This window comes from Methylobacterium sp. OAE515 (genome assembly GCF_041806315.1).
Classification (GTDB): domain Bacteria; phylum Pseudomonadota; class Alphaproteobacteria; order Rhizobiales; family Beijerinckiaceae; genus Methylobacterium; species Methylobacterium tardum.
Window position 1 is genome coordinate 5,240,302 of record NZ_JBGMUV010000001.1, and the last position, 26,716, is coordinate 5,267,017.

Here is a 26,716-nt window from a genome sequence, read left to right on the forward strand (position 1 = left end):
CAAAAGACGGCCATGTACGAGGATATTCATATCGGCGGGGTTCTGATTTCCTCGTTTGTCGCCTATGCGCTCGCCGCGTTCGTGATTCTTCTTGTCCTGCGCTGGTTCTTCGCCCGCATCCGATTCAGCCGCTACGTTGCCAACGCCCCGCTCGCCGAGGCCGGCATCTACGTCTGCGTCCTCGCTCTTCTCATTGCGTTGGTCTGAATGCCCGAAACGACTGCCGACGAGGACGATCCCAAGACGCCCGCCCGGGAGCGCAAGGCGAGCCGGGCCGATTCCATTCCGGTCGTTCCGCGACGCGGCCGCGCCGCCAAGATCTTCCGGCTGGCCGCCACCGGGGTGATCCTCCTGGCCGCGTTCGTCGCGGCGGCCTTCGTCTGGGAATTCTACGTTGCGGCGCCGTGGACGCGCGACGGCACCGTCCGCGTGCAGGTCGCCAACATCGCCCCGCAGGTCGCCGGGCAGATCGTCGAAGTGCGTGTCCGCGACAACCAAGTCGTCCAGAAGGGCGATGTCCTCTACGTCATCGACCCGGTGGATTTCGAGGTGTCGGTCACGTCGGCGGACGCCGAGGTCAAGAACCGCGAGGCCGACCTCCAGGTGAAGAACGCGCAATCCGCCCGGCGGCAGGCGCTCACGACGGTGTCCACGTCGATCGAGGAGAAGCAGCAATTTGCCGGCACGGCCAAGATCGCCGAGGCGACTCTGGAAAGCGCGCAGGCGCAATTGCGGCAGGCCAAGATCAACCTCGAACGGACGCAGGTGAAGTCCACGGTCAACGGACGCGTGACCAACCTGCTGATGCGGGTGGGGGATTACGCCCGCACCGGCACCTCGAACATCAGTGTCGTCGACACGGATTCGTTCTGGATCGACGGCTATTTCGAGGAGACCAAGATGCCCAACATCCACGTGGGCGACCGCGCCGACGTCAAACTGATGGGCTTCGACCCGCACCTGACCGGGACGGTGGACAGCGTCACGCTCGGCATCTCCACCGCGAACGCCGCCGCGAGTACCCAGGGACTGCCGGACGTGAACCCGGTCTACACTTGGGTCCGGCTGGCCCAGCGCGTGCCGGTGCGGATCCGCATCGACCGTGTCCCGCCCGATGTCCCGCTGATCGCCGGCATGACCGCGACCGTGGTGGTCAACGGCGGCCGCGCCCCGGCTCCGAACTGGTTCATGGACCTGCGGGAGCGCGTCTCGGCCCTGGCCACACCTGCGATGGGACCCACCGCAGAGGCCGACCGGCGCTGACGTCCGCCCGGATGTGACCGCGGCGCGATCCCCGGTGTTGTCTCCTCGAACGCCTCGTCGGGGACGCGCGCATGATCCGATCCGCAAGCCTGATCGCCCTCTTCCTGGTCGCGGGCAGATCCGCCCTGGCCACTCCAGAGAAGGCCGCGGTATTCGACTTCCAGTTCTCGAACCTGTCACCGGTGCCGAGCGACAGGGCGGACACGGCGCGTCTGAAGCGGGTGAGCGCGCAATTGCGGGACCTGCTTCAGACGAAGGGTCTGTTCACTGTCGTCTCCGTCGACCCGGTCCGGGATGAGGTCGCCAAAAGTGCCGACCTGCGCCGATGCAATGGCTGCGCCGACGAACTCGCCCGTAAGCTCGGCGCCGATGTCGCGATCACCGGGGAGGTCCAGAAGGTCTCGAACCTGATCCTGAACCTCAACGTCTACGTAAAGCCCCTCGGCGGATCAGCGCCCGAGAAGGCCTACAGCGTCGACCTACGCGGCGACACGGACGAATCCTTCGACCGCGGCATCCGGTATCTGGTCGAGAACAATATGGGCGCCGGCAAGTGAGTCGCGCGCCAAGGAATATTTCGCAGTGTCGTAAGATCGATCCAAGTCATTGACCCGAAACGCGCCACCGGGTGGCCCCGTGCGCAAGGTGAGCCAAAAAGCAGTTTGCCGAGAAAATCGCTATTGACCGGTCCGGTGGACGGGCGCAGTCTCTTCCTGTGCTTAGCGAGAGCGGGCACGGACCGGCCGGAAACCTAGATGCGATCAGGTTTCGCAATGGTAACGGTTGCCGAGAAGCTGGAGGAGACAGGGATGACTCCACCGCAGCGCAACGCCGCCTAGACGGTTCAGGGACAGGTTCGGCCTGGAACTCAGCGGCACAACACGAACAGCCGGACGGACGCGGCTCCAGGGGCGCAGAAGCGGCCATGCATGGCACGTCTTCGAATGCGCGAAAGGCCCCACTTTGAGCCGTTCCGCCGCGGTTTCTATTGCGCGAGGATCTGTTCGTCCTTCACCTGCCCGGCATTGCCGTGGCGGGATCTCGTCGTGGCTTCGGGACGGTCGTGGTTGCGCGCGGCGGCAATCCAGCAGCCGCTTCCGCCTGTCATCCCGGGGCCGCCTTCGGTGCCCCGAAATGACGGTGTGGACTGCCCGGCGTGACGTTGATGCGGGCGGAGGCAGTCCGGCAGCCGCTGCCACCGGTCATCCCGGGGCCGCGCAGCGGAGCCCGGGATCCAGACCCGCCGACGTGCCAGATCTTGGCAGAACCGCGTGTCTGGATTCCGGGCTCGCCTGCGGCGCTCCGGAAAGACGGTGCGGATCGCCCGGCTTAGAACGTAGAGGCGGACACGACCCATCCGAGGGGTCGCTTCGAAGGCTTCTCGTCGGGCGATGTTACTCGATACCGAGCTTCGCCTTGAGCAGCGCGTTCACCGCGGCCGGGTTCGCCTTGCCGCCCGTCGCCTTCATGGTCTGGCCGACGAACCAGCCGAGGAGGCGTCGGCTTTTCCTTCGCCTGGGCAACCTTGTCGGGATTGGCCGCGATGATCTGGTCGACCGCCGCCTCGATGGCGCCGGTATCGGTGACCTGCTTCATGCCGCGGCTCTCGACGACGGCGCGCGGGTCGCCGCCCTCGGTCCAGACGATCTCGAACAGATCCTTGGCGATCTTGCCGGAGATGACGCCCTCGCCGATGAGGTCGATGATCGCGCCGAGCTGGTCGGCCGAGACCGGGGTCGCCTCGATCGAGAGCCCTTCCTTGTTCAGGCGGCCGAACAGCTCGTTGATCACCCAGTTGGCCGCGGCCTTGCCGTCACGACCCTTCGCCACCGCCTCGTAGTAGTCGGCGGAGGCGCGTTCGGCGACGAGCACGCCGGCATCGTAGGGCGAGAGGCCGAATTCGGACACGAACCGCGCCTTCTTGGCGTCCGGCAGCTCCGGCAGCCCCTTGGCGAGGGCATCGACGTAGGCCTGGTCGAATTCCAGCGGCAACAGGTCCGGATCCGGGAAATAGCGGTAGTCGTGCGCCTCCTCCTTGGAGCGCATCGAGCGGGTCTCGCCCTTGCCCGGGTCGAACAGGCGCGTCTCCTGATCGATCTTGCCGCCATCCTCCAGGATCGCGATCTGGCGGCGCGCCTCGGTCTCGATCGCCTGGCCGATGAAGCGGATCGAGTTGACGTTCTTGATCTCGCAGCGCGTGCCGAGCGGCTCGCCGGGGCGGCGCACCGAGACGTTCACGTCGGCGCGGAGCGAGCCCTTCTCCATGTCGCCGTCACAGGTGCCGAGATAGCGCAGGATCGTGCGCAGCTTGGTCACGTAGGCCTTGGCCTCCTCCGACGAGCGCAGATCCGGCCGCGAGACGATCTCCATCAGCGCCACGCCCGACCGGTTGAGGTCGACGAAGCTGCGCGTCGGGTCCTGATCGTGCAGCGACTTGCCGGCATCCTGCTCGAGGTGCAGGCGCTCGATGCCCACGGTGATCGACGAGCCGTCGATCATGTCGACCAGCACCTCGCCCTCGCCGACGATCGGGTCCTTGTACTGCGAGATCTGGTAGCCCTGCGGCAGGTCGGGGTAGAAGTAGTTCTTCCGGTCGAACACCGAGCGCAGGTTGATCTTGGCCTTGAGGCCGAGGCCGGTCCGCACCGCCTGGGCGACGCATTCTTCGTTGATGACCGGCAGCATCCCGGGCATCGCGGCATCGACCAGGGAGACGTGGTCGTTCGGTTCGCCACCGAACTCGGTCGAGGCGCCTGAGAACAGCTTCGCGCGGCTCGAGACCTGGGCGTGGATCTCCATGCCGACGATCACCTCCCAATCGTGGAGGCCGCCCTTGATCAGCTTCTTGGGGTCGACGGGTGCGTTCATGGTCGGTCCGGGCCGGGATGTGATGCGGTCTCCGCACGATCCGATCCACAACCTCATCCTGAGGTGCCGCGCAGCAGCCTCGACGGAGGGCTCCAGGGATCGCGCGGAGCCTGGAGGGCTCCTTGGAGGCCCGCTTGCGCGGTCACCTCAGGATGAGGTCACGGGTGGGATCGCGACGGAAGCCGACGTCCTGTTCTGGCGAAGCACTTACGGGCCGCTCCGCGAAAAGATCAAGCGCGGCGTCCGACCGCTCGACGGGCGCCGTAGCCGAGGATCGCCCAGAGCAGCGCCGCCACGGCGCGGACCGGGAAGAAGGTCGGCCCGTCATGGGTGATCGGGGCAGGCCACGGGATGCCGGCCGCGCTCACCGCGTAGGAGAACAGCACCGAGAAGCCGAGCGCCGCGATCGCCGCGATGAACACCTTGCCGAACTGGCTCGCCGTCCAGCCGAGATACAGGGCGACGACGATCAGCGCCGGGTCGAACCCGGCCCAGATCCAGACCGTCCAGGGATAGAATGGGACGGTCATGCCCACCACGGCTCGGGCAGGGCGGTGCGGCCCGCCGAATCCTCGATCACCTGGGCGACGGCGAACAGGGTCTCCTCATCGAACGGGCGGCCGATCAGCTGCAGCCCCAGCGGCAAGCCCTGGCCGTCGAGGCCGGCCGGCACGGCGATCCCCGGCAAGCCGGCCATGTTCACCGTGACGGTGAAGACGTCGTTGAGGTACATCTCCACCGGATCGGCCGAGGCCTTCTCGCCGATGCCGAAGGCGGAAGAGGGCGTGGCCGGCGTCAGGATCGCGTCGACCCCGTTCGCGTAAGCCGTCTCGAAGTCGCGCTTGATCAGCGTGCGGATCTTCTGGGCCCGGACATAATAGGCGTCGTAGTAGCCGGCCGAGAGCACGTAGGTGCCGATCATGATCCGGCGCTTCACCTCGCGGCCGAAGCCCGCCGCGCGGGTGTTCTCGTACATCCCGGCGATGTCCTTGCCGGACACCCGCAGGCCGTAGCGCACGCCGTCGTAGCGGGCGAGGTTCGAGGACGCCTCGGCCGGCGCGACGATGTAGTAGGCCGGCAGCGCGTAGGACGTGTGCGGCAGCGAGATTTCCTTGATGGTCGCGCCGGCCGCCTTCAGCCACGCGGCGCCCTCGTCCCAGAGCTTCTGGATCTCGGCCGGCATGCCGTCGACCCGATATTCCTTCGGGATGCCGATCGTCAGGCCCTTCACGCCGCGGCTGACGGCGGCCTCGAAGTCGGGCACCGCCAGGTCGGCGCAGGTCGTGTCGCGGGCGTCCGAGCCGGCCATCGAGCCGAGCAGGATCGCGCAGTCCCGGACCGTGCGGGCGATCGGGCCGGCCTGGTCGAGCGACGAGGCGAACGCCACCGTGCCCCAGCGCGAGCAGCGGCCGTAGGTCGGCTTGATCCCGACCGTGCCGGTGAAGGCCGCCGGCTGGCGGATCGAGCCGCCGGTATCGGTGGCGGTGGCACCGAGGCAGAGCCGCGCGGCGACGGCGGCGGCGGATCCGCCCGAGGAACCGCCGGGCACGAGCGGCGCGTCGGAGCCCTTGCGCCGCCAGGGCGAGACCACGTTGCCGAAGGCGCTGGTCTCGTTCGACGAGCCCATGGCGAACTCGTCGAGGTTGAGCTTGCCCAGCATCACGGCGCCGTCGCGCCACAGATTGGCGGACACGGCCGATTCGTAATGGGGTTCGAAATTCTGGAGGATCTTGGAGCCAGCCGTCGTGGTTACGCCCTGCGTGCAGAACAGGTCCTTGATCCCGAGCGGGATGCCCTCGAGCGGCCGGCCCTCGCCGGAGGCGATCTTCTTGTCCGACGCGTCGGCCATCGCGAGCGCGCGGTCGGGGGTTTCCAGGAGATAGGCGTTCAGGGCGCGGGCCTTGGCCATCGCGTCGAGATGCGCCTGCGTCAGCTCGCGTGCCGAGATCCGCTTCGCCTTCAGGGCGTCGCGCGCCTCGGCCAGGGTAAGTTCGTTCGGATTCACGCTGTTCACGTCCTCGCGCGCCACCGCGCGCCTGCCCGCCAGAAAACCGGTCCGTCAGGTCCGGGCCGAGTTCGGCCTACTCGACCACCTTCGGAACCAGGAAGAAGTTGTCTTCGGTTTCGGGCGCGTTGGCGACCACGTCGGAGGCGCGGCCGCCATCCGTCACCACGTCCTCGCGCTTCTTCATCGCCATCGGCGTCACCGACGTCATCGGCTCCACGCCGGAGACATCGACGGCGCCGAGTTGCTCGACGAAGGCCAGGATCGCGTTCAGCTCGCCTTGCAGCGGCCCGACTTCGTCGTCGGTGACCGCGATCCGCGCCAGATGCGCGATACGCCGAACCGTCTTCTCGTCGACCGACATGCCGTCCCGTTCGTCCCTATCCGGGAGGTGTCTCCCGGGATCGGTCGGGCTATAGCACCGGCCTTCGACGCGCCGCAACGCGGGCGCGCCGGGTCATCCGGTCGGCTGCCCGCAGATTTCGGAGCCGGCTCAAAGCCCCACGCCGCGAAGCCGGGCCGGGATCAGATCCGTGCCTCAAGTCACCACGTGATTCGGCTTCACCGACATCTCGATGGTGATCCCGGGCTGCCGGACAGGCTGGAGCATCGATTGCGCGAAGCCGAGGACGAGGATCTCAAATGCGAGCAGGAGCATCCAGCACTGCTTGCGGGTCATCGTCGGCGCCCGCTGAGGCGGGGCGGCTGGGGAGAGCAGGCCGGTCGACAAGGCGGACACCCGTGGCAAGGTTTAACGAAGCATTAACTTACCTATTCGCGAACGGCTCCGCGCACACCGGTGGTGATCTACGGAGCCGCTCAAGGCTGTGGACGACGGAGCGGGATCGATGTGGGAGCAGGTGTTCACCAGCCTGGCGCCGGGGTTCACGGCGGAGGACGCGGCGCTCGACCGCGCCGCCGAGCAACTGGGCTTTGCGCTCCCCGCCTCGTACCGCGCCTTCTGTCAGGCCTGCGGCATCGGTCTGGCGGGCGGGCAGTTCCGCGTCGCCGTTCCGGCGCCCTTCGAGGCGAGCGATCTCGTGACTCAGGCCGGGATCATTGCCCACAGCGTCGGCGCTGCCGTGACGATGCTGGAGACGGGAGGCGAGCCTCACCGGTTCGACGTCGAGGGTGGCGACGCGAGCATTATCGAGCGTGCCTGCTTCTTCGGCGTGGCCGAGGATGGCGGCTTCCTGTTCTGGGACGTGTCGGGAACGGGCGAGGAATACGATATCTGGCTGCTCGCGCCGGATCTGGAGGCGATCCGGTTCGGCGGCGAGAGCCTGATCGACTTCTTCGGCCGGGTGACCGGTCCATCCGCCGCCCTGGTGCTCGGACCCGGCACCGAGCCTCTGCCGGCCCGGTTCGAGGGCTTCTCGGAAGCGATTCTGGCGCGTGGGACACAGGCGGAATCATGAATCACGACGCGATCCGCGCCTTCTCGACGGCCTCCCGCGGCGGCGCGCGCCTCATCGGCATCGACCTCGGCACCAAGACGATCGGGCTCGCCCTCTCGGACCTGGGACGCCAGATCGCGACGCCGCTGGAGACGATCCGGCGGGTCAAGTTCACCCCGGACGCGCAGCGCCTCGCCGCCCTGTGCCGCCAGCACGCGGTCGGCGGCCTCGTGGTCGGCCTGCCCCTCAACATGGACGGCAGCGAGGGGCCGCGGGTGCAATCCACCCGCGCCTTCATCCGCAATCTCGCACCGATCCTGCCCCTGCCCCACGTCTTCTTCGATGAGCGCCTGTCGACCGCGGTGGTGACCCGGGCGCTGATCGAGGCCGATGCGTCCCGGGCGCGGCGCGGCGAGCTCGTCGACAAGCTCGCCGCCGCCTACATCCTGCAGGGCTGCCTCGACGTGATGCGCCACCTCGCCGACGTCGACGCGGATCCGCTCACCGACTGACGAGAGAGACGGTGCCGCTGCCGTGCCGCTCGATCCGGCCATCGAGCTCCAGTTCCAGCAGCACGGTCTGCACCACCCGGGCGCCGACGCCGGCGCTGCGCGCCAGCTCGTCGGCCCCGACCGGGCTCGGGCCCAGCAGGCCGATGATGCGTGCGCGATCATCGGCCGGCTCCGGCGCAGCGTCGTCGAGGCCGGCCTCCGCCGGCCGCGTGAGCAGATCCGGAAAGTGGCCGGTCTCCGCGGTCAACGCGTCGAGATCGATCTCGTCCCAGAAGTCCGGTTGCTCGGCGAAGTCCGGTCGGTCCCGGTCCGGCGTGGCTTCCGGCGCCGGACCCCGCTCGATGATCGGGCCGATCACATCGAGGACATGCTCGACCTCGGAGACGAGGGTGGCGCCCTGGCGGATCAGGTCGTTGGTGCCCTCCGCGCGCGGATCCAGCGGCGAGCCCGGGACGGCGAACACCTCGCGGTTCTGCTCCAGGGCGAAGCGCGCGGTGATCAGCGAGCCGGAGCGCCGGGCCGCCTCGACGACGATTGTCCCGTAGGACAGGCCCGAGATGATGCGGTTTCGCCTCGGAAAGTCGCGCCCGCGCGGCACCCAGCCCATCGGCATCTCGGCCAGCACCGCCCCGCCCTCCCCCAGGATCGCATCGACCAGGCCGGAATGGCTCGCCGGGTAGATCCGGTCCTGCCCGCCGGCCATCACCGCGACGGTGCCGGTCGGCAGGCTGGCCTTGTGGGCGCGCGCATCGATCCCGCGGGCGAGCCCCGAGACGACGGTGAGACCGGCCTCGCCCAAGCCGCGGGCCAGTTTCTCGGTGAAGGCCAATCCAGACATGGAGGCATTGCGCGAGCCGACGAGGGCCACGGCCGGGCGGTTCAGGATGGCGGCCCCGCGCAGGGCGAGCAGCGGCGGCGCCGCATCGGTCTGCTGAAGAAGGCGCGGATAGTCCGCCTCGCCGGTGGCCACCAAGCGGCCGCCGATCCGGACCAGGGCGGCAAGCTCGTCCTCGGCCTCGATCCGGCTCGGCGGTTCGATCCGCCGGCCCTGTCGGCGGCTGAGGTTCGGCAGCGCGTCGAGGGCTGCGGCCGCGCCCCCGAACCGGTTGACGAGCGTGCGGAACGTGCGCGGCCCGACCCCATCGGTGCGGATCAATCGCAGCCAGTCGAGCCGCTGGGCGTCGGTCAGCTGCATGCAACCCCCAAGGACCGCGCGTCACGCGCGTGCGTTCAGCCCTTCTGGCCGATGCGCCCCTCGGTGCCGGACGCGAGTCGGCGGATGTTGGGCGCGTGCTTCCACCATAGCAGCAAGCCCATGAGGAGGAACAGCAAAGCTTGCGCCGGTGCGCCGAGCGCCCACAGAACGACAGGTGTCGCGGCCGAGGCAGCCAGTGCCGCCAGCGACGAATACTTGAGCGCGAAGGCGAGACCGAGCCAGATGATTGCGAAGATCCCGAGCGCCGGCGGACTGAAGGCGAGGAGAACGCCGATGAACGTCGCCACGCCCTTGCCGCCCTTGAAACCCAGCCAGACCGGGAACAGATGGCCGAGGAACGCGCCGAGGCCCGCCGCGAGTGACGGGCCCTCGCCCAGGTTCCTGGCGATCAGGACGGCGGCTGTGCCCTTCAGGGCATCGCCCAGCAGGGTTGCGGCCGCGAGTCCTTTTCGGCCGGTCCGCAGGACGTTGGTGGCGCCGATATTGCCCGATCCGATCGCCCGCACATCGCCGAGCCCGGCGAAGCGGGTGAAGATCAGCCCGAACGGGATCGAGCCCAGCGCGTAACCCAGGGCCAGGCCGCCGAGGGCGGAAACCGTCGCGAGATCCGGCAGCATCACGCGGCCGCCGCGAAGTCGTCGACGGCGTGGACGATCCGTCCGCCGACCAGCGTCAGCACCGCCGCACCCTGCAGCCGGGCCTCATCGAAGGGCGAGTTCTTCGAGCGGGATTTCAGCCGGCGCTTGTCGAGCACGTAGGGCAGATCCGGATCGATCAGCACCAGATCGGCCGGCGCTCCGGCGGCCAGCCGGCCGGCGTCGCGGCCGAGGATGCGGGCCGGGTTCACGGTCAGCGCGGTGATGAGCTTCGATAGGGCGAGATCGCCGGTATGGACGAGGCGCAGGGACGCGCCCAGCAGCGTCTCGATCCCGAGGGCGCCGTCCGCCGCCTCCGCGAAGGGCAGGCGCTTGGTCTCGACGTCCTGCGGGTTGTGATCGGAGACGACGACGTCGATCACACCCTCGCCGAGCGCCTGGACCACGGCCTGGCGATCGACCTCGTGGCGCAGCGGCGGCGACAGCCGGCAGAAGGTCCGGTAATGGCCGATGTCGTTCTCGTTGAGCACGAGGTTGTTCACCGACACGCCGCAGGTGACCGGAAGGCCGTCCTGCTTGGCCCGGCGCACGATCTCCACCGAATCGGCGCAGGAGATCATCGCGGCGTGGTAGCGGGCCCCGGTGAGCCGGACGAGGCGGATGTCCCGCTCCAGCATGACGGTCTCGGCCTCGCGCGGGATGCCCATGAGGCCGAGGCGCGAGGCGAGCTCGCCCTCGTTCATCACGCCCTCGGCGACGAGATCCGTATCCTCAACATGCTGCATGATCAGCGCGTCGAAGTCCCGGGCGTAGGTGAGCGCGCGCCGCAGCACCTGGGCGTTCGACACGGCGCGCAGGCCGTCCGTGAAGGCGACCGCGCCGGCTTCCTTGAGCAGGCCAAATTCGGTCATCTCCCGGCCGGCCAATCCCTTGGTGATGGCGGCGGCGGGCAGGACGTTGACGCTCGCGGTGTCGCGGGCGCGCCGGAGCACGAAGTCGACGATGGCCGGCCCGTCGATCACCGGGTTGGTGTCGGGCATGCAGACCAGGGTGGTGACACCGCCCGCCGCCGCGGCGGCGCTCGCCGAAGCCAGGGTCTCCCGGTGCTCGGCGCCCGGCTCGCCCACGAAGGCGCGCATGTCGATCAGCCCCGGCACGAGCACCCGACCGGCGCAGTCGATGCGCTTGGCATCGCCCGGCGCGCCCGGGGCGGCCCCAGACGCGACATCGCTGATGCGGCCGTCGCGGACCAGGACCGCGCCGGCGGTCTCGGCACCGGTCTCGGGATCGAGCAGGGTCGCGTTGGCCAGAAGGTAGCTGCTCACAGGGGCGCCCTCGCGGAAGATGCCGTGCCGTCGAGGCGCATGGCCAGCCCGGCGGCCGCCATATGGGCCTTGGCCTCGGCGACGCTCGCCTGCCCGAAATGGAAGATCGAGGCCGCCAGCACGGCGCTCGCGCCGCCCTCGGCGACACCGGCGACGAGATCGTCGAGCCCACCGACGCCGCCGGAGGCGATCACCGGCACGTGGACGGCGTCGCTGATCGCCCGCGTCAGGGCGAGGTCGTAGCCGGAGCGGGTGCCGTCCTTGTCCATGGAGGTGACCAGCAGCTCGCCCGCGCCCTTCTCGGCGACGAGCCGGGCGAAGGCCACCGCGTCGATTCCGGTCGGGTCGCGACCGCCATGGGTGAAGATCTCCCAGGCCGCAGGCTCGCCGGGCCGGGACACGCGCTTCGCGTCGATCGCCACCACGATGCACTGGGCGCCGAACTTCTCGGCGGCGCGGGCGACCAGATCCGGGTCTTTCACGGCCGAGGTGTTGATCGCGACCTTGTCGGCCCCGGCCAGCAGCAGGGCGCGGACGTCCTCGACGGTTCGCACGCCGCCGCCCACGGTGAGCGGCATGAAGCAGGCCTCGGCGGTGCGGCTGACGATGTCGAGCAGCGTACCGCGGGCCTCGCGGCTCGCCGTGATGTCGAGGAAGCACAGCTCGTCAGCGCCGGCCGCGTCGTAGACCTTGGCGGCCTCGACCGGATCGCCGGCGTCGCGCAGGCCTTCGAAGCGCACGCCCTTCACGACGCGCCCGTCCTTCACGTCGAGGCAGGGGATGATGCGGGTCTTCAGCACGGGCGGCGTCTCATATCACGGGCCTCAGGATATCACGCCGCCGAGCCACGCGCCGCAGCGATCGCCGCCAAGGCCGCCTCCGGATCGATTCGGCCGTCGTAGAGGGCCCGCCCCGTGATGGCGCCGGCGATGAGCGCGCAATCCGGCTGCAACAGGCGATGCACGTCGTCGATCGACGCGAGGCCGCCCGAGGCGATGACGGGGATGCGCACGGCCTGGGCGAGCGCCAGGGTCATCTCGACGTTGAGGCCCTTCAGGATGCCGTCGCGGGCGATGTCGGTGTAGATGATCGCCGCGACGCCTGCGTCCTCGAACCGGCGCCCCAGCTCCTCCGCGGTCATGCTGGAGGTCTGCGCCCAGCCCTCGACCGCGACGCGGCCGTCCTTGGCGTCGATGCCGACCGCGATCTTGCCTGGATACTTGCGGGCGGCCTCCCGGACGAAGCCAGGGTCGCGCACGGCCGCGGTGCCGATGATCGCCCGGGCGACGCCCTTGCTCAGCCAGCCCTCCAGGGTCTTCATCTCGCGGATGCCGCCGCCGAGCTGAACCGGGATCGTCACGCGCGCGAGGATCGCATCCACCGCCTCCGCGTTTCGCGGCGCGCCCGCGAAGGCGCCGTCGAGATCGACCACGTGGAGCCAGGGGAAGCCCTGCGCCTCGAAGGTCGCGGCCTGGGCGGCCGGATCGTCGCCGAAGACCTTGGCCTGCGCCATGTCCCCCTGGATCAGGCGGACGCAACGCCCCTCCTTCAGGTCGATCGCCGGGTACAGGATCACGGGCGTTTCTATCCTTCTTGCCGGAGCCGAACGGCGCTCAGGGGCGCCAGTTCAGGAAATTCGCGATCAGCGCCAGGCCGAGCCGCTGGCTTTTCTCGGGGTGGAATTGCGTGCCGGCGACATTGTCCCGGGCGACAAGAGCGGTGACCGGGCCGCCGTACTCGGCGCGTGCCACGACATCGTCCGGCCGCTCGGGCGTCAGCGCGTAGCTGTGCACGAAATAGGCGTGCAGCCCGTCCTCGCCGGTGGGAATGCCGGCCAGCAGCGCGTGGTCGCGCTCGGCCCGCAGGGTGTTCCAGCCCATATGGGGGACCTTGAGGGCCGCGTCCGACGGCCGGATCGGGCCGACATCGCCGGGGATCCAGCCAAGGCCCGGCGTGGTGGTATATTCGAGCCCCCGGGTTGCCAGGAGCTGCATGCCCACGCAGATCCCGAGGAACGGGCGCCCGGCCTCGTGGGCGACCTGCGTCATCGCCTCGACCATGCCGGGGACGGCGTCGAGCCCGCGGCGGCAATCCGCGTAGGCGCCGACGCCGGGCAGCACGACCCGGTCGGCCCCCGCCACGACCTCCGGGTCCGAGGTCAGGCAGATCCGCGCATCCCGCCCGCTCTCGCGGGCGGCGCGCTCGAAGGCCTTGGCGGCGGAATGGAGGTTGCCCGACCCGTAATCGATGATCGCGACGGTCTCTGCACTCATGCGCGTCTCGCCCGCAGATTCATCGGGCGCCTTCCTGGGCAGGGAACAGGCCGATCACCGGCTCGGCGCGCCGGCTCGGGCCGCTGGGGAATGGCGGGCGCGGCGCATTCGGGCTCGCCTCAAGCCACCGGCCGATCGCGCGGGCCTCCGCCTCCTCGGGCGTCGCCGCGATGACCGCGTCACGCACCGGCCAGCCGCGCCGCGCCAGCGTCCAGCGGCGCAGGCTCGACGCTTCGAGCCCGATCAGCCATGCGGCCAGCAGGGTGGCGATGAGGCCGGCGCCGGTGGGCAGCCCGAAGGCGATCCCCGCGCCGGCCAGCGCGACCAGGCCGACGAGTACGGCCAGCGCCGCAATCCACAGCCGGCGGTACAGGAACCACAGAACGGTGAAGGCGAAGGCCGGCCATACGAAGCCGTCCGGCACGAGCACCGCCCGGTCCAGGCCGGTCGACTCGCCCGGCCGCGCATCGGCGGGCAGGTGGAGCGTGTAGCTGCGCATCCGCATCACGGGACTCCGGCTAGGTCGCTCCACGCAAGCCGGACGGCCGCACGGAGCGTGACGACGACAGGTCTACAGGGAGCCCTTCGTGGAGGGAACGCGCCCCTCCTCGCGCGGATCGATCGCCACCGCCTTCCGCAAGGCGCGCGCCAGTCCCTTGAAGCAGCTCTCGGCGATGTGGTGCGCGTTGTCGCCGTACAGGGTCTCGACATGGAGCGTCAGCCCGGCGTTCATCGCGAAGGCCTGGAACCACTCGCGCACCAGTTCGGTGTCGAAATTGCCGATCTTCTCCACCCGGAAGGCAGTGCGGAACACGAGGAACGGTCGACCGGAGATGTCGACGCAGACCCGGGTCAGCGCCTCGTCCATGGGCAGGTGGATGTCGGCGTAGCGCGTGACGCCGCGCTTGTCGCCGAGCGCCTTGGCGAAGGCTTGGCCCAGCGCAATGCCGCAATCCTCGGCCGAATGATGCTGGTCAATGTGGAGATCGCCGTCGACCTTCACGTCCAGATCGAACAGGGCATGCCGCGCCAGCAGATCCAGCATGTGGTCGAGGAAGCCGATGCCGGTGGCGATCGTCGATCGCCCGGTCCCGTCGAGCGAGACCGTGACCGCGATATCGGTCTCCGCGGTCTTCCGGCTGATGGTGGCGCTGCGCATTTCGGTCTGGACTTCGTGACTGGGGCGGCACCGGCCGCCCGCGCCTTCTAGAGGGACTTTCTCCGGAAAGGAAAGGGTGCGTGCCTATCCTTGCAGCACCCGACCCGCCACGGCATCAAGCTTGGCGAGCAGCGCGGGGTCGCGGACAGACGGCGCGGTCATGATCGCCCCGTCGAGGGCCCGGTGCGAACCCGCCGGGCAGGGCTCGCGCTCGGCCGGGAAGTCGCGCGCCAGCCGGGATACCAGCCGGGCCGCCTTGTCGGCGTTGGCGCGGGCGACCGCGATGACGGAGGCCACGTCGACGGCGTCGTGGCCGGGGTGCCAGCAATCGTAATCGGTGACCATCGCGATGGTCGCGTAGGTGATCTCCGCCTCGCGGGCGAGCTTGGCCTCGGGCATGTTGGTCATGCCGATCACGTCGAAGCCCTGCGCCTTGTAGGCCCGAGACTCGGCAAGTGACGAGAATTGCGGTCCTTCCATGCAGACATAGGTGCCGCCGCGATGCACCGCGATGTCCTCAGCCCTGGCGGCATTCGCGATCCGCGCCTGCAGGCCCGGGCCGACCGGATGAGCCAGGGAGACGTGGGCGACGCAGCCGTCGCCGAAGAACGAGGAGGCGCGCCCATGCGTGCGGTCGGTGAACTGGTCGACGAGCACGAACAGGCCCGGCGGCAATTCCTCGCGGAACGAGCCGCAGGCCGAGAGCGCGACGAGATCGGTGACCCCGGCCCGCTTCAGCGCGTCGATATTGGCGCGGTAGTTGATGCCCGACGGCGAGAGCCGGTGCCCCCGCCCGTGCCGGGCCAGGAACACGACCTGGGTGTCGCCGATCCGCCCGATGCGCAGGGCATCCGACGGCTCGCCCCAGGGTGAGGCGACCCGCTCCTCGCGCACGTCTTCCAGACCTGGCAGGTCGTAGACGCCGGACCCACCCATCACCCCGAGGACCGCTGCCGTCATGCCTGTCTTCCTGCCCTGTCAGTGACGCTGCGCGAGCGCCGCGATCCGCTGCACGCCCTCATCCTGAGGTGCCGGAGCGAAGGAGGCCTCGAAGGAGACCTCCAGAAGGCGCGGCGATCCCTGGAGCCCTCCTTTGAGGCTGCTGCGCAGCACCTCAGGAGGAGATCGTGGATGGGAAGTTCCGTCTCCCGCCAGCCGATCGTCGCGGCGGCCGACCGGTAGCATGGGGGACACGCCCAAAAAAGATGGGCCCCCGCGAGGGAGGCCCATCCGTGTCGCCGATCGTGGAGCGGCGCTTCAGTAGGTCTTGTGCAGTTCCGGCTGGAGGCCGTGGACCTCGCCGCCGACATCGGCCCAGACCTTCTTCTTCACGTAGTAGAGCAGCCCCGACAGCACGATCAGGAACAGGATCACCCGGAAGCCGAGGGCCTTGCGGTCCATCATGTGCGGCTCAGCCGTCCACATCAGGAAGGCCGCGACGTCCTTGCCGTACTGATCGACCGTCTCGGGGACGACCGGCTGGCCCTGGTCGTTCTTGGGATAGCTCACCTGCCCGTCGGTGATCGGCGGCGGCATCGCGATGATGTGGCCGGGATAGTACTTGTTGTAGTGGCCGCCATCCGGAACCGTGAAATCCTTCGGCGGCTCCTCGTAGCCGTTGATCAAGGCGTGGATGTAGTCGGGGCCCTGCTCCGAATAGCCGATGAACGGCAGCCAGTCGGTCAGGAAGTACAGCGAGCCGCGGGAGAAGGTCCGCGCCTTGGCGATAACCGAGAAATCGGGCGGCGCCTTGCCGCCATTGGCAGCGGCCGCCGCCTGGTCATTCGGGAAGGGCGGCGGGAACGTGTCGGCCGGCCGGCCGGGCCGGTCGAACATCTCGCCAGAATCGTTGGGCCCGTCCTTCACCTGATAGGTCGCCGCCAGGGCCTTGACCTGTCCGGCCGAGAAGTCCGGCCCGCCCTCCTGCGCGAGGTTGCGGAACGAGACCAGCTTCATCGAGTGGCAGGAGGAGCAGACCTCCTTGTAGACTTGGAAGCCGCGCTGCAGCTGCGCGGTGTCGAAGCGGCCGAACACGCCGGCGAAGCTCCAGTTGATGCGGGCCGGGATCGGCCCGCCATGGCCTTCCTGGGCGCAGACCGGCGCTGCGGCGCCGATCAGCAGGACCGCCAGGGCGGCAGCGGCTTTGGTCGGGAGGACGCGGGTCATCATCATGGTCCTGTCGTCAGCCCGTCAGCCCTTGGTGGTCGGAGCGGCAGCGGCGCCCGCCGGCATGCCGGATCCGCTCACCTGCTTGCCCGGCCCGGTGACACTCTCGAGGATCGAGCCGGGGAGCTTCTTCGGAGTCTCGAACAGGCCGCAGAGCGGCATGACGATCAGGAAGTGCGCGAAGTAGTAGGCGGTGCAGATCTGCGACGCGATCACGTAGCCGCCCTCGGGAGGCTGCGAGCCGAGCCAGCCGAGCAGCAGGGTCGCCCCGACGAAGGCCCAGAAGAACTGCCGGTAGATCGGCCGGTAGTTGCAGGAGCGGATCCGCGACGTGTCGAGCCACGGCGCGAAGGCCAGGATGATCACCGCCGAGAACATCAGGATCACGCCGCCGAGCTTGCTCGGGACCGCGCGCAGAATCGCGTAGAACGGCAGGAAGTACCATTCCGGCACGATGTGCGCGGGCGTCACCGCCGGGTTCGCTTGGATGTAGTTGTCGGCGTGGCCGAGATAGTTCGGCTGGTAGAACAGGAACCACGAGAACAGGATCATGAACACGCAGACGGCGAACACGTCCTTGATCGTCGCGTAGGGCGTGAACGGCACCGCGTCCTTGCCGGACTTGATCGGGATGCCGACCGGGTTGTTCTGGCCGGTGACGTGCAGCGCCCAGACATGCAGCACGACGACGCCGGCGATCATCCACGGCAGCAGGTAGTGCAGCGAGAAGAAGCGGTTCACCGTCGGGTTGCCGACCGAGTAGCCGCCCCAGAGCAGCGTCTGGATCGTGTCGCCCACCACCGGGATCGCTGCCAGGATGTTGGTGATGACGGTGGCACCCCAGAAGCTCATCTGACCCCAGGGCAGCGTGTAGCCGAGGAAGGCGGTCGCCATCATCAGCAGGTAGATCACGACGCCGAGGATGTAGAGGACCTCACGCGGGGCCTTGTAGGACCCGTAATAGAGGTTGCGAAACATGTGCAGGTACACGGCGACGAAGAACATCGAGGCGCCGTTTGCATGCGCGTAGCGCAGCAGCCAGCCGTAATTCACGTCGCGCATGATCTTCTCGACGGAGTTGAAGGCGCCCGTCGCCGAAGGCTCGTAATGCATCGCCAGCCAGACGCCGGTGACGATCTGGATCCCGAGGAAGGTGATTAGGATCGCCCCGAAGGTCCAGAAGTAGTTGAGGTTGCGGGGGACCGGGAAGGCCACGAACGAGGAATGCACCAGCCCGGCAATGGGCAGGCGCGCCTCGAACCATTTGGCCGCGCGGCTCTTGGGGACGTAAGTGCTGGCCGTTCCGCTCATGCTTCCGTCCTTCCCTCAGGCCGCTTCCTTGCCGCCCTCGCCGATCCGGATTTTCGCGTCCGTCTCGAAGGCGTAGGGCGGGATCGGCAGGTTGATCGGCGCCGGTCCGTGGCGCACGCGTCCCACCGCGTCGAATTGCGAGCCGTGGCACGGGCATGCCCAGCCCTCGAAGTTGCCCTGGTGGCCGATCGGCACGCAGCCCAGATGCGTGCAGTTGCCGTACACCACCAGCCACTGATCGTGACCGTTCTTGACGCGCGTCGTGAAGGCGGCCGGATCGATCATCGCCGAGAGCGGGACGGACTTCATGTCGCCCACCTCCTTCTCGGTGAGCTTGCGCACGAAGATCAGCTTGCCGCGCCAGAAGACGTTGACGATCTGCCCGTCCTGGATCGGCGTCAGGTCGACCTCGATCGGCGCGCCGGCGGCGATCGTCTCGGCATCGGGTGCCATGGATGAGATCAGCGGCCAGGCCGCGGCCGCGGCCCCCACCGCCAGCCCGGCGCCGGTAGCTAGGTACAAGAAGTCACGACGGCTGCCCTCAGGCCCGGAGGCCGCGGGAGCGGCTGCTGATGTGTTCGCCAAGATTCGGAACTCCATGCGTCGGCGTTAGGGCCGCAGGCGCCCTGCCCTGAATTCCCGGTCTGGCCAGGATCAAAGCATTATCGTTCTAAACCGAGCAATGAGACCGTCTGCCGCTCCCGAGTCAAGCGGCCGTTTGCACCGCAGCGATAAAGCCCGGACACGGTTGTCCTGATATGTTGCCGGCTCTCGGCACGTCAGGCGACGGCGCTGTCGTAGCGGGCCGTCCCGTCGTCGAGAAAGCCGCCCGATTGGCGCGACCACAGGCCGGCGTAGACGCCGCCCTGCGCGACGAGCTCGGCATGGGTCCCCTCCTCGATGATCCGACCCTGGTCGATCACCACCAGCCGGTCGAGGGCCGCGATGGTCGACAGGCGATGCGCGATCGCCAGCACGGTCTTGCCGGCCATCAGCGTGTCGAGCGACTCCTGGATCGCCGCCTCGACCTGACTGTCGAGGGCCGACGTGGCCTCGTCCAGGATCAGGATCGGCGCGTCCTTAAGCATGACGCGGGCGATGGCGATGCGCTGGCGCTGTCCGCCGGACAGCTTGACCCCGCGCTCGCCGACCTGAGCGTCGTAGCCCCGCCGGCCCTTGTGATCGACGAGATCGGCGATGAAGCTGTCGGCATGCGCCAACCGGGCGGCATGCTCGATATCGGCTTGGCTCGCGTCAGGCCGGCCGTAGGCGATGTTCTCGCGTATCGACCGATGCAGGAGAGAGGTGTCCTGGCTGACCATCGCGATGGACTCACGCAGGGATTGCTGCGTGACGGCCGCGATGTCCTGCCCATCCACGAGGATGCGCCCGCTCTCGACGTCGTAGAGGCGCAGGAGGAGACCCGCGAGGGTCGACTTGCCGGCCCCGCTGACGCCCACAAGCCCGACCTTCTCGCCCGGACGGATGGTGAGGGAGAAATCCTCGATCACCGTGGCGTCGCCGCGGCCGTAGTGGAAGCCGACATTCTCGAACCGGACCTCGCCGCCGGCGACGGTGAGCGCGCGCGCGTTCGGCGTGTCGATCAGCCCATGCGGCCGGGCCATCGTCTGCATGCTCTCCTGCACGACCCCGACATTCTCGAAGACGCCGCGGACGGTCTGCATCACCCAGCCGGACATGGCGATGAGCCGCAGGACCAGGGCGAGACCCGCCGAGGCCTCACCGGTGCTCATCCCGCCTCGCTGCCAGAGGACGAGGCAGGCCGCGCCCGTGGCGATCAGGAGCGCGCTGTTGAGCAGGCCGAGCAGGCTGGTCGTCAGCGTCACCAGCCGGAACTGATGCAGGTAGGCGTCGGTGTGAACTTCGACCGCGTCGCGCACCGCCGCCCGTTCCTCGCGGTCGCGGGCGAACAGCTTGACGGTCAGGATGTTGGTGTAGCTGTCGACGATCCGGCCGATCAGGGTCGAGCGGGTGTCGGCCGTCTTGTGCGAGCGCGCCCGCGCCCGCGGCACGAACCACGTGGTCAGGGCGGCATAGGCGGCGATCCAGAGCAGCACCGGCAGAACGAGCCACGGCGAGATCGCGCTGAACAGCCCGACCGCGGTGATCGCGTAGATCGCCACGTAGAGGAGCGTGTCGATAAAGACGACGGCGAGTTCCCGCACCGCCGGTCCCACCTGCACGACGCGGTTCGCGAGCCGCCCCGAGAAGTCGCCCTGGAAATACGAGAGTGCGTGCCCGAGCGTGTAGAGATGCGCCCGCCACCGGATCTGGCTGGTGGATTGCGGCACGACGAGCTGGTTCGACAGCACCTCGTGCGCCCAGATCGACAGGGGCCGGATCACCGCGACGAGCAGGACGACCAGACCGAGTTCGACTGCGTGGTCCGACAGAACCGTGGCCCGATCGGCCGCGCCGAGCAGGTCGATGAACCAGCGCATCACCAGATAGAGCGACGCCTCGACCGTGCCGGCGATCACCGCGATGACGAACAGAGCCGCGAGGGCGGCGCGGATCGGCCGCAGGTAGAACCAGGCGAAACCGAGGACGGACCGCGACGGCATCCGCGTCTCGTCGAAGGGCGCGAACGGGTCGACGCGGCGCTCAAGCCAATCCAGGAACATGTCTACGGGGGCGTGATGCGGCGGGAGCCCCTCATGTAAGCGCGACCTGCCGCACGCCAACCGCGCGGCTTGGTCGCGCCGCCTTACCTCAGCCGTCTTGCCTCAGCGGTTCAGTGCCAGCGCGGCACCCGATTTGGTCAGCGCACCTTCGAGGCCGCCGCCGCCCTGGCGCAGACGCGCCGCCACCGAGCCGCCCGGCTGATACAGGTAGACCTCACCGTCGCGGAAGTCCCAGGCCGAGACCCGGGACAGGTCCTTGTTGGTGCAGCCCGCTGCGGACGCCTTGTAGAGGTCGAGAGCCGGCGCGCTCGACAGCGTCACCTTGCAGTTCGCGCCCGTCGCATCCCGGGCATCCCAGCTGCCGACCACGGAGGCGCGTCCGCTCGTGACCACCGGCGGCGGCGGCGCCGGCGGGGCGACCGGTTCCGCGATGACGGTCGGGGCAGACGGCGACAATGCGGCCTGGGCGCCGGGCGGGGGCGGCGCGTCGGGGCTCGCCGACACGCCCGGCGGCGGCGCCAGCGGCGCGGCCGTCACGGTGCCCGACGGAACGGCCGGCACGGCTTCCAGGGACGCCTGGGGCGACGGAGCCCGGGTGCGCGGCCCGTCGAGGCGGCTCGAAGCACAGGCGCCGAGGCTGGCACCGAGACAGAGAATGACGAACGTCGACAGGCTCGGGCGCAGCATCGGTTCACTTCGGGTCAGGTTGAAGGCGCAATCGCGATTGCCCCCTGACTCCGTGCCAATTGCGCTGGCCGCAAGGCGGCAGCCCCAACCGCGGTCGACTCCGCTGCGGAGAGGCCGCCTTTTCGGCCCAGTGTGGCCGTCAGGCCTCAGAGCTACGCAATCAGAGCGTGCGCTCGACCATCATCTTCTTGATTTCCGCGATGGCCTTCGCGGGATTCAGGCTCTTCGGGCAGGTGTTGGCGCAGTTCATGATCGTGTGGCAGCGATAGAGCCGGAACGGATCGTGCAGGCCGTCGAGGCGGTGGCCGGTGTTCTCGTCGCGGGAATCGATCAGCCAGCGATAGGCCTGGAGCAGCGCGGCCGGGCCCAGGAACTTGTCGCCGTTCCACCAGTAGCTCGGGCAGGAGGTGCTGCAGCAGGCGCACAGGATGCACTCGTAGAGCCCGTCGAGCCGCGAGCGGTCCTCGGGGGTCTGGCGCCACTCCTTCTCGGGCGCCGGCGTCTCGGTCTGGAGCCAGGGCTCGATGGCGGCGTGCTGCGCGTAGAAGTTCGTCAGATCCGGCACGAGGTCCTTGAGAACCGGCATGTGCGGCAGCGGGTAGATCCGGATCGCGCCGTCCTTGTCCTTGCGGGTCAGGACCGGCAGGGCGTTGTCCGGGCTCTTGCACTCGTCGATGCCCATCGTGCAGGCGAGCGCGTTCTGGCCCTCGATGTTCATCGCGCAGGAGCCGCAGATGCCCTCGCGGCAGGAGCGGCGGAAGACCAGCGTCGAATCGACCTTGTTCTTGATCCACAGCAGCGCGTCGAGGACCATCGGGCCGCAATCCTCGCGGTCGACCTGGTAGGTGTCGATCCGCGGGTTGGCGCCGTCGTCGGGGTTCCACCGGTAGATCTTGAAGGTCTGCAGGTTCCTGGCGCCGGGCGGGGCCGGCCAGGCCTTACCCGGCGTGATCTGGGAGTTCTTGGGAAGGTTGAACTGGGCCATGGGATTCGACGGCTTCCGCTAGAGCAGAATGCGGCGGCCGGAAGAGCGACGCTCCTCCGGCGCAAGGGTTGTGCGGATTTTCAGATCAGTACACGCGCGCCTTCGGCTCGATGTACTGGATCTCATTCGACATCGTGTAGGTGTGCACCGGACGATAATCGATGTTCACCTGATGGCGTCCCTCATCGAGCCAGGACAGGGTGTGCTTCATCCAGTCCTTGTCGTCGCGGTCGGGGAAGTCCTCGCGGGCATGGGCACCGCGCGATTCCTTCCGGTTGGCGGCCGATTCCATCGTCACGACCGCCTGGCCGATCAGATTGTCGAACTCCAGGGTCTCCAAGAGGTCGGTGTTCCAGACCAGGGACCGGTCGGTGATCTTCACGTCGGCGGCAGCGTTCCAGACCTTGTGGATCAGGCTCTTGCCCTCCTCCAGCACCTCGCCGGTGCGGAACACGGCGCAGTTGTTCTGCATCGTCTTCTGCATCTCGGCGCGGAGCTCCGCAGTCGGCGTCGAGCCGTTGGCGTAGCGGAACCGATCGAGGCGCTCGAGCGCCTTGTCGGTGGCGCCCTTCGGCAGCTCCATGGCCCGGCCGTTCGGCTCGACAATCTCGGCGCAGCGCTTGCCGGCGGCGCGGCCGAAGACCACGAGGTCGATCAGCGAGTTCGAGCCGAGGCGGTTGGCGCCGTGGACGGAGACGCAGGCCGCCTCGCCGATCGCCATCAGGCCCGGAACCACCGTGTCGGGGTTGCCGTCGCGCAGCGTCAGCACCTCGCCGTGATAGTTCGTGGGGATGCCGCCCATGTTGTAGTGGACCGTCGGGATGACCGGGATCGGCTCCTTGGTCACGTCGACCCCCGCGAAGATGCGCGCGGATTCCGAGATGCCCGGCAGGCGCTCGTGGAGGATCTTCGGGTCCAGGTGGTCGAGGTGCAGGTAGATGTGGTCCTTGTCCTTGCCGACGCCGCGGCCGTCGCGGATCTCCATGGTCATGGAGCGCGAGACGACGTCGCGCGAGGCGAGATCCTTCGCGGACGGCGCGTAGCGCTCCATGAAGCGCTCGCCCTCGGAATTCGTCAGATAGCCGCCTTCGCCGCGGGAGCCCTCCGTGATCAGGCAGCCCGCGCCGTAGATGCCGGTCGGATGGAACTGCACGAACTCCATGTCCTGCAGCGGCAGGCCGGCGCGCAGCACCATGGCGTTGCCGTCGCCCGTGCAGGTGTGGGCCGAGGTCGCCGAGAAATAGGCGCGGCCGTAACCGCCGGTGGCCAGGATGGTCATCTGGGCGCGGAAGCGGTGGATCTCGCCGGTCGCCTGATCGATGGCGATGACGCCGCGGCAGCGGCCCTCGTCGTCCATGATCAGGTCGAGGGCGAAGTACTCGATGAAGAAGTCGGTCTGGTTCTTCACCGCCTGACCGTAGAGGGTGTGCAGCATGGCGTGGCCGGTGCGGTCGGCCGCCGCGCAGGTGCGCTGGGCAGTGCCCTTGCCGTAATCCGTGGTCATGCCGCCGAACGGGCGCTGGTAGATCTTGCCTTCTTCCGTGCGGGAGAAGGGCACGCCCCAGTGCTCAAGCTCGTAGACGGCGGCGGGGGCGTTGCGCACGAGGTACTCGATCGCGTCCTGGTCGCCGAGCCAGTCCGACCCCTTCACGGTGTCGTACATGTGCCAGCGCCAGTCGTCCGGTCCCATGTTGCCCAGCGAGGCCGAGATGCCGCCCTGTGCCGCGACGGTGTGCGAGCGGGTCGGAAACACCTTGGTGATGCAGGCGGTGCGCAGGCCCGCCTCCGAGCAGCCCACCGTGGCGCGCAGGCCCGCGCCGCCCGCGCCGACGATCACCACGTCGAAGGCGTGATCGTGGATCGTGTAGGCAGGCCCGCTGCCGTTTGTGCCGTTGGCGGCCATGTTCGGCTCCTCGAAATTCGTGATGACGGGGTTCAGGCCGGCTGACCGAAGCCGATGCGCAGCACCGCGTAGACGCAGGCCACGGCCACCAGGACCGCGTAGACATTGTTGGCGAACACGGCGACGATCTTGGTCGCCTGCGCGTGAACGTAATCCTCAATGATCACCTGCATGCCGATGCGCATGTGGAGCGTGACCGACAGGAACGCCAGGATGAGGATGATCGAGACGAAAGGGTTCGCGACGACGTGGACTGCGTCCGCATAGCCGCGTCCCGCCATCCGGGCGATGATGATTACGAAGGACAGCATCAGCACGGTATTGGTCACTGCGGTAATTCGCTGCAGCCACCAGTGGCCGACGCCGTGATGGGCGACACCAAGACCCGCGACGCGGGCGCGCGGGGTACGGATCGAGACGCTCGTGTCCTGCCGGACCTGTTCCTTGGCCATGCCGACCTCCTCAGCGGACCAGAAGGGCGACCGCCCAGATGACGAGGGTCAGCACCGTCGACCCGATCAGGGTCAGGCGCGACAGGGCGAGGCGCTTCTCGCGGTCGAAGCCGATCCCGAAATCCCACGCGAGGTGGCGCAAGCCGCCGAGCATGTGGTGCATCAGGATCCAGGTGTAGACGAACAGGATCAGCCGCCCGATCAGCGAGCCGAAGAAACCGGCGACGTAAGAATAGGCGACCGGCCCGGAAGCCAGTGCGACGAGCCAGATCGCGACCAGCGCAGTTCCGCCGTAGAGAGCGGTGCCGGTGATGCGGTGAAACACCGACATCGCCATGGTCCAGGTCCAGCGATAGATCTGGAGATGCGGCGACATCGGCTGTGCCACTGTCGGGCGGGCGGTGGGTGCCATCGGGTTGAAGCCTCGCAGCTGCGAACTGGACCGTCTCTAATCTGGTAGCGCTAGTGGCTGAGGGAGCAAGCCGCAATGCGTCATGCTGCAACGCAATGTGGCGCGCTCGGCGACACTAAACGGATTCTGTCACTTCAGGGCTCCCAGGAACTGCCACCAGACGTAGTCGAGGGGGCCGGCCACCAGGAGCGAGACGAGCCCGAAGCTCACGGTGAGCCGCGTCGCGTCGCGGAGCCGGACCCCGCCGAGTTCGCTGGCGAACACGATCGGCGGCGCCTGATAGGGGAAGAACACGGTCGAGTAGCCGATCACCTGAAGGGAGACGACCGCCAGGGGTGACAGCCCGCTGGCCTGCGTCATCTCTCCGGCCAGCGCGGTGTAGAGGGCCGGCGCGCCGTTCGCGGTCACGAGCAGCGTCAGGACCGTGCCCAGGCCGGTGAGCACGGCGAAGTTCTGCAGCGGCGCGCCCGGCTCCAGCGGCGCGATCGCGAGCAGCAGGTGACCGAGGCGCTCACCCAGGCCGGTCTCGTTGACCAGCGCCACGAGGCCGAGCAGCGCCGCGATGTAGAAGCAGGTGCGCAGGTTGACCTGCTGAAAGGCTTCTGGGGCAAGGACGCCCACCCGCGGCAGCAGGCAGATTACGGCTGCGGCCAGGCCGACCCAGGCCGGCGCGAGGCCGTGAAGGCTGTCGGTCATCCACAGGGCCAAGGTGCAGGCCAGGATCGTCGCGAGGCGCCGCTCGGCGGCCGAGATCGGCGGCAGGGCCGGCAGCGCCGGGGTGCTCTGGCCTAGCCGGTCCGGGAACAGCCTCACGATCAGTGTCACGAGCATCATGCCCTTGATCACGGCCAGGACTGGCGCGTGAAGGAGGAAGTAGGACAGGTACGAGAGGTGAAGGTCGAGGAGGCGTTCCGCCGAACCGGCCATAACGAGGTTCGGCACGTTGGCCGGCAGGATCGCGGCGGAGAGGATCGGCGTCGCCACGCCGACAGCCAGGACCGCGCCGGCCCGTCCCGGACGACCGTGTGTCAGCCCGAAGGCGTCACAGAGCGCCAGGGTCACGGGGATCATCAGGGCGATCCGCCCGAGATTCGACGGCATCACGAACGCGATCAGGAAGCTCAGGGCCACCAGCCCGGCGATGAAGCGCTCGTACGAGCCCGCCAGGCGCAGGGCGAGCGCCCGGGCCATGCGGGCGCCGAGCCCCGTCCGGGTCATGCCCTGCCCGACCACCATCCCGGACAGGACCAGCCAGAACGCCGAGGCCGAGAATCCGGAGAAGACCGTGCCGGCGCTGCCGAGACGAAGGAGCATCGCGATCCCGAAGAAGGCGAGTGCGGTGACGATCTCGGGCAACAACGCCGTCGCCCAGAGACCCATGCACAGCATGAGCAGAGCCGCCGTCGCCGGAACAACCGCCACCCCGCTCACCCGAACCTCCACGCCGCCCAGCCGTATCGAGGCGGCATCCTGGCCGGTCTGGAACGGTTCGCAATTCGGAAGATCTAGACCGAGCCTTCGTCAACGACGAAGGCAGAGCC

29 protein-coding genes and 1 pseudogene are annotated in these 26,716 nt (G+C 68.7%); 5 read left to right on the forward strand and 25 right to left on the reverse strand.

Going from position 1 to position 26,716, the window contains the following annotated elements; genetic code table 11:
• Positions 1-12 precede the first annotated feature (12 nt).
• From ABIE45_RS25560 to ABIE45_RS25570, 3 genes are all read left to right on the forward strand, one after another.
• Positions 13-207: a DUF1656 domain-containing protein gene (locus tag ABIE45_RS25560; RefSeq protein WP_192710838.1), complete on the forward strand. Its 195-nt coding sequence runs from the start codon at positions 13-15 to the stop codon at positions 205-207.
• A complete protein-coding gene (locus ABIE45_RS25565) occupies positions 208-1,263 on the forward strand; it encodes an HlyD family secretion protein (protein WP_192710839.1) in 1,056 nt (351 codons plus the stop codon).
• A gap of 71 nt (positions 1,264-1,334) precedes the next feature.
• Positions 1,335-1,820 carry a DUF3280 domain-containing protein gene (locus ABIE45_RS25570; RefSeq protein WP_192710840.1) on the forward strand — a complete coding sequence of 162 codons (486 nt, stop codon included), beginning with the start codon at positions 1,335-1,337 and terminating at the stop codon, positions 1,818-1,820.
• 837 nt (positions 1,821-2,657) lie between these two features.
• On the opposite strand, the pseudogene gatB reads toward ABIE45_RS25570, so the two are convergent.
• The 5 genes and pseudogenes from gatB to ABIE45_RS25595 all read right to left on the reverse strand — a co-directional run bounded on the left by gatB (position 2,658) and on the right by ABIE45_RS25595 (position 6,815).
• Positions 2,658-4,131 (reverse strand): annotated as a pseudogene (gatB, locus tag ABIE45_RS25575) (Asp-tRNA(Asn)/Glu-tRNA(Gln) amidotransferase subunit GatB).
• Between the two features lie 230 nt (positions 4,132-4,361).
• Positions 4,362-4,661, reverse strand: coding sequence for a hypothetical protein (locus ABIE45_RS25580; protein ID WP_192710842.1), 300 nt, complete (start codon positions 4,659-4,661; stop codon positions 4,362-4,364).
• On the reverse strand, positions 4,658-6,136 hold the full coding sequence (gatA, locus tag ABIE45_RS25585) for an Asp-tRNA(Asn)/Glu-tRNA(Gln) amidotransferase subunit GatA (RefSeq protein WP_192710843.1): 1,479 nt from the start codon (positions 6,134-6,136) through the stop codon (positions 4,658-4,660). The genes ABIE45_RS25580 and gatA overlap by 4 nt, the downstream gene beginning before the upstream one ends.
• Before the next feature lie 76 nt (positions 6,137-6,212).
• Positions 6,213-6,500 (reverse strand): Asp-tRNA(Asn)/Glu-tRNA(Gln) amidotransferase subunit GatC, encoded by a 288-nt coding sequence (gene gatC / locus ABIE45_RS25590; RefSeq protein ID WP_192710844.1) that lies wholly within the window; start codon positions 6,498-6,500, stop codon positions 6,213-6,215.
• Positions 6,501-6,674: 174 nt separating this feature from the next.
• Entirely contained in the window at positions 6,675-6,815 is a 141-nt protein-coding gene (locus ABIE45_RS25595; protein ID WP_192710845.1) for a hypothetical protein, read from the reverse strand.
• A 169-nt stretch (positions 6,816-6,984) separates the two neighbouring features.
• Between ABIE45_RS25595 and ABIE45_RS25600 the strand changes: the two genes are divergently transcribed.
• Together ABIE45_RS25600 and ruvX are read left to right on the forward strand one after the other, a co-directional pair.
• Positions 6,985-7,554 (forward strand): SMI1/KNR4 family protein, encoded by a 570-nt coding sequence (locus tag ABIE45_RS25600; protein ID WP_192710846.1) that lies wholly within the window; start codon positions 6,985-6,987, stop codon positions 7,552-7,554.
• Positions 7,551-8,045, forward strand: a complete 495-nt coding sequence (gene ruvX / locus ABIE45_RS25605) for a Holliday junction resolvase RuvX (protein ID WP_192710847.1) — start codon at positions 7,551-7,553, stop codon at positions 8,043-8,045. Before ABIE45_RS25600 ends, ruvX begins: the two co-directional genes overlap by 4 nt.
• Here ruvX and dprA read toward each other — a convergent pair.
• From dprA to ABIE45_RS25705, 20 genes are all read right to left on the reverse strand, one after another.
• The gene (gene dprA / locus ABIE45_RS25610) at positions 8,035-9,240 is read right to left on the reverse strand and encodes a DNA-processing protein DprA (protein ID WP_192710848.1); all 1,206 of its coding nucleotides are present in this window, start codon (positions 9,238-9,240) and stop codon (positions 8,035-8,037) included. The two genes, ruvX and dprA, sit on opposite strands and share 11 nt — an antisense overlap.
• A 35-nt stretch (positions 9,241-9,275) precedes the next feature.
• Positions 9,276-9,878: a glycerol-3-phosphate 1-O-acyltransferase PlsY gene (plsY, locus tag ABIE45_RS25615; protein WP_192710849.1), complete on the reverse strand. Its 603-nt coding sequence runs from the start codon at positions 9,876-9,878 to the stop codon at positions 9,276-9,278.
• Positions 9,878-11,182: a dihydroorotase gene (locus tag ABIE45_RS25620; protein ID WP_192710850.1), complete on the reverse strand. Its 1,305-nt coding sequence runs from the start codon at positions 11,180-11,182 to the stop codon at positions 9,878-9,880. The genes plsY and ABIE45_RS25620 overlap by 1 nt, the downstream gene beginning before the upstream one ends.
• Entirely contained in the window at positions 11,179-11,982 is an 804-nt protein-coding gene (gene hisF / locus ABIE45_RS25625; protein WP_192710851.1) for an imidazole glycerol phosphate synthase subunit HisF, read from the reverse strand. The genes ABIE45_RS25620 and hisF overlap by 4 nt, the downstream gene beginning before the upstream one ends.
• Positions 11,983-12,014: 32 nt before the next feature.
• The gene (hisA, locus tag ABIE45_RS25630) at positions 12,015-12,758 is read right to left on the reverse strand and encodes a 1-(5-phosphoribosyl)-5-[(5-phosphoribosylamino)methylideneamino]imidazole-4-carboxamide isomerase (protein ID WP_192710852.1); all 744 of its coding nucleotides are present in this window, start codon (positions 12,756-12,758) and stop codon (positions 12,015-12,017) included.
• 37 nt (positions 12,759-12,795) lie between these two features.
• Positions 12,796-13,455: an imidazole glycerol phosphate synthase subunit HisH gene (hisH, locus tag ABIE45_RS25635; protein WP_192710853.1), complete on the reverse strand. Its 660-nt coding sequence runs from the start codon at positions 13,453-13,455 to the stop codon at positions 12,796-12,798.
• 19 nt (positions 13,456-13,474) lie between these two features.
• Positions 13,475-13,960 (reverse strand): DUF2628 domain-containing protein, encoded by a 486-nt coding sequence (locus tag ABIE45_RS25640; protein WP_192710854.1) that lies wholly within the window; start codon positions 13,958-13,960, stop codon positions 13,475-13,477.
• A gap of 66 nt (positions 13,961-14,026) precedes the next feature.
• Positions 14,027-14,614, reverse strand: a complete 588-nt coding sequence (hisB, locus tag ABIE45_RS25645) for an imidazoleglycerol-phosphate dehydratase HisB (RefSeq protein WP_192710855.1) — start codon at positions 14,612-14,614, stop codon at positions 14,027-14,029.
• Between the two features lie 84 nt (positions 14,615-14,698).
• On the reverse strand, positions 14,699-15,574 hold the full coding sequence (locus ABIE45_RS25650) for an S-methyl-5'-thioadenosine phosphorylase (RefSeq protein ID WP_192710856.1): 876 nt from the start codon (positions 15,572-15,574) through the stop codon (positions 14,699-14,701).
• A gap of 18 nt (positions 15,575-15,592) precedes the next feature.
• Positions 15,593-15,727: a hypothetical protein gene (locus tag ABIE45_RS25655; RefSeq protein WP_373622655.1), complete on the reverse strand. Its 135-nt coding sequence runs from the start codon at positions 15,725-15,727 to the stop codon at positions 15,593-15,595.
• Between the two features lie 144 nt (positions 15,728-15,871).
• Positions 15,872-16,786, reverse strand: a complete 915-nt coding sequence (locus ABIE45_RS25660) for a cytochrome c1 (protein WP_192710857.1) — start codon at positions 16,784-16,786, stop codon at positions 15,872-15,874.
• An 18-nt stretch (positions 16,787-16,804) separates the two neighbouring features.
• On the reverse strand, positions 16,805-18,091 hold the full coding sequence (locus ABIE45_RS25665; RefSeq protein ID WP_192710858.1) for a cytochrome b N-terminal domain-containing protein: 1,287 nt from the start codon (positions 18,089-18,091) through the stop codon (positions 16,805-16,807).
• Between the two features lie 15 nt (positions 18,092-18,106).
• Complete coding sequence (gene petA, locus ABIE45_RS25670) at positions 18,107-18,691, reverse strand: ubiquinol-cytochrome c reductase iron-sulfur subunit (RefSeq protein WP_192710859.1); 585 nt, start codon at positions 18,689-18,691, stop codon at positions 18,107-18,109.
• A gap of 179 nt (positions 18,692-18,870) precedes the next feature.
• Positions 18,871-20,736 (reverse strand): ABC transporter ATP-binding protein, encoded by a 1,866-nt coding sequence (locus ABIE45_RS25675; RefSeq protein ID WP_192710860.1) that lies wholly within the window; start codon positions 20,734-20,736, stop codon positions 18,871-18,873.
• A 102-nt stretch (positions 20,737-20,838) separates the two neighbouring features.
• On the reverse strand, positions 20,839-21,423 hold the full coding sequence (locus ABIE45_RS25680; RefSeq protein ID WP_192710861.1) for an AprI/Inh family metalloprotease inhibitor: 585 nt from the start codon (positions 21,421-21,423) through the stop codon (positions 20,839-20,841).
• A 160-nt stretch (positions 21,424-21,583) separates the two neighbouring features.
• On the reverse strand, positions 21,584-22,408 hold the full coding sequence (locus tag ABIE45_RS25685; protein WP_192710862.1) for a succinate dehydrogenase iron-sulfur subunit: 825 nt from the start codon (positions 22,406-22,408) through the stop codon (positions 21,584-21,586).
• An 85-nt stretch (positions 22,409-22,493) separates the two neighbouring features.
• Positions 22,494-24,311, reverse strand: coding sequence for a succinate dehydrogenase flavoprotein subunit (gene sdhA / locus ABIE45_RS25690; protein WP_192710863.1), 1,818 nt, complete (start codon positions 24,309-24,311; stop codon positions 22,494-22,496).
• A 32-nt stretch (positions 24,312-24,343) separates the two neighbouring features.
• Positions 24,344-24,763, reverse strand: coding sequence for a succinate dehydrogenase, hydrophobic membrane anchor protein (gene sdhD / locus ABIE45_RS25695; RefSeq protein WP_192710864.1), 420 nt, complete (start codon positions 24,761-24,763; stop codon positions 24,344-24,346).
• A gap of 10 nt (positions 24,764-24,773) precedes the next feature.
• Positions 24,774-25,175 (reverse strand): succinate dehydrogenase, cytochrome b556 subunit, encoded by a 402-nt coding sequence (gene sdhC, locus ABIE45_RS25700; RefSeq protein WP_192710865.1) that lies wholly within the window; start codon positions 25,173-25,175, stop codon positions 24,774-24,776.
• A 129-nt stretch (positions 25,176-25,304) separates the two neighbouring features.
• Complete coding sequence (locus ABIE45_RS25705; RefSeq protein WP_192710866.1) at positions 25,305-26,606, reverse strand: SLC13 family permease; 1,302 nt, start codon at positions 26,604-26,606, stop codon at positions 25,305-25,307.
• Positions 26,607-26,716: the final 110 nt, after the last annotated feature.

Coding starts and splice junctions, on each gene's coding strand:
- ABIE45_RS25600 (WP_192710846.1), top strand. CDS start 6,985: ATGTGGGAGCAGGTGTTCACCAGCCTGGCGCCGGGGTTCACGGCGGAG.
- ABIE45_RS25595 (WP_192710845.1), bottom strand. CDS start 6,815: ATGACCCGCAAGCAGTGCTGGATGCTCCTGCTCGCATTTGAGATCCTC.
- ABIE45_RS25570 (WP_192710840.1), top strand. CDS start 1,335: ATGATCCGATCCGCAAGCCTGATCGCCCTCTTCCTGGTCGCGGGCAGA.
- ruvX (WP_192710847.1), top strand. CDS start 7,551: ATGAATCACGACGCGATCCGCGCCTTCTCGACGGCCTCCCGCGGCGGC.
- ABIE45_RS25565 (WP_192710839.1), top strand. CDS start 208: ATGCCCGAAACGACTGCCGACGAGGACGATCCCAAGACGCCCGCCCGG.
- ABIE45_RS25675 (WP_192710860.1), bottom strand. CDS start 20,736: ATGTTCCTGGATTGGCTTGAGCGCCGCGTCGACCCGTTCGCGCCCTTC.
- hisB (WP_192710855.1), bottom strand. CDS start 14,614: ATGCGCAGCGCCACCATCAGCCGGAAGACCGCGGAGACCGATATCGCG.
- ABIE45_RS25680 (WP_192710861.1), bottom strand. CDS start 21,423: ATGCTGCGCCCGAGCCTGTCGACGTTCGTCATTCTCTGTCTCGGTGCC.
- ABIE45_RS25665 (WP_192710858.1), bottom strand. CDS start 18,091: ATGAGCGGAACGGCCAGCACTTACGTCCCCAAGAGCCGCGCGGCCAAA.
- ABIE45_RS25580 (WP_192710842.1), bottom strand. CDS start 4,661: ATGACCGTCCCATTCTATCCCTGGACGGTCTGGATCTGGGCCGGGTTC.
- ABIE45_RS25640 (WP_192710854.1), bottom strand. CDS start 13,960: ATGCGGATGCGCAGCTACACGCTCCACCTGCCCGCCGATGCGCGGCCG.
- hisH (WP_192710853.1), bottom strand. CDS start 13,455: ATGAGTGCAGAGACCGTCGCGATCATCGATTACGGGTCGGGCAACCTC.
- sdhC (WP_192710865.1), bottom strand. CDS start 25,175: ATGGCACCCACCGCCCGCCCGACAGTGGCACAGCCGATGTCGCCGCAT.
- plsY (WP_192710849.1), bottom strand. CDS start 9,878: ATGCTGCCGGATCTCGCGACGGTTTCCGCCCTCGGCGGCCTGGCCCTG.
- dprA (WP_192710848.1), bottom strand. CDS start 9,240: ATGCAGCTGACCGACGCCCAGCGGCTCGACTGGCTGCGATTGATCCGC.
- petA (WP_192710859.1), bottom strand. CDS start 18,691: ATGGAGTTCCGAATCTTGGCGAACACATCAGCAGCCGCTCCCGCGGCC.
- ABIE45_RS25660 (WP_192710857.1), bottom strand. CDS start 16,786: ATGATGATGACCCGCGTCCTCCCGACCAAAGCCGCTGCCGCCCTGGCG.
- sdhA (WP_192710863.1), bottom strand. CDS start 24,311: ATGGCCGCCAACGGCACAAACGGCAGCGGGCCTGCCTACACGATCCAC.
- ABIE45_RS25685 (WP_192710862.1), bottom strand. CDS start 22,408: ATGGCCCAGTTCAACCTTCCCAAGAACTCCCAGATCACGCCGGGTAAG.
- ABIE45_RS25560 (WP_192710838.1), top strand. CDS start 13: ATGTACGAGGATATTCATATCGGCGGGGTTCTGATTTCCTCGTTTGTC.
- gatC (WP_192710844.1), bottom strand. CDS start 6,500: ATGTCGGTCGACGAGAAGACGGTTCGGCGTATCGCGCATCTGGCGCGG.
- sdhD (WP_192710864.1), bottom strand. CDS start 24,763: ATGGCCAAGGAACAGGTCCGGCAGGACACGAGCGTCTCGATCCGTACC.
- ABIE45_RS25650 (WP_192710856.1), bottom strand. CDS start 15,574: ATGACGGCAGCGGTCCTCGGGGTGATGGGTGGGTCCGGCGTCTACGAC.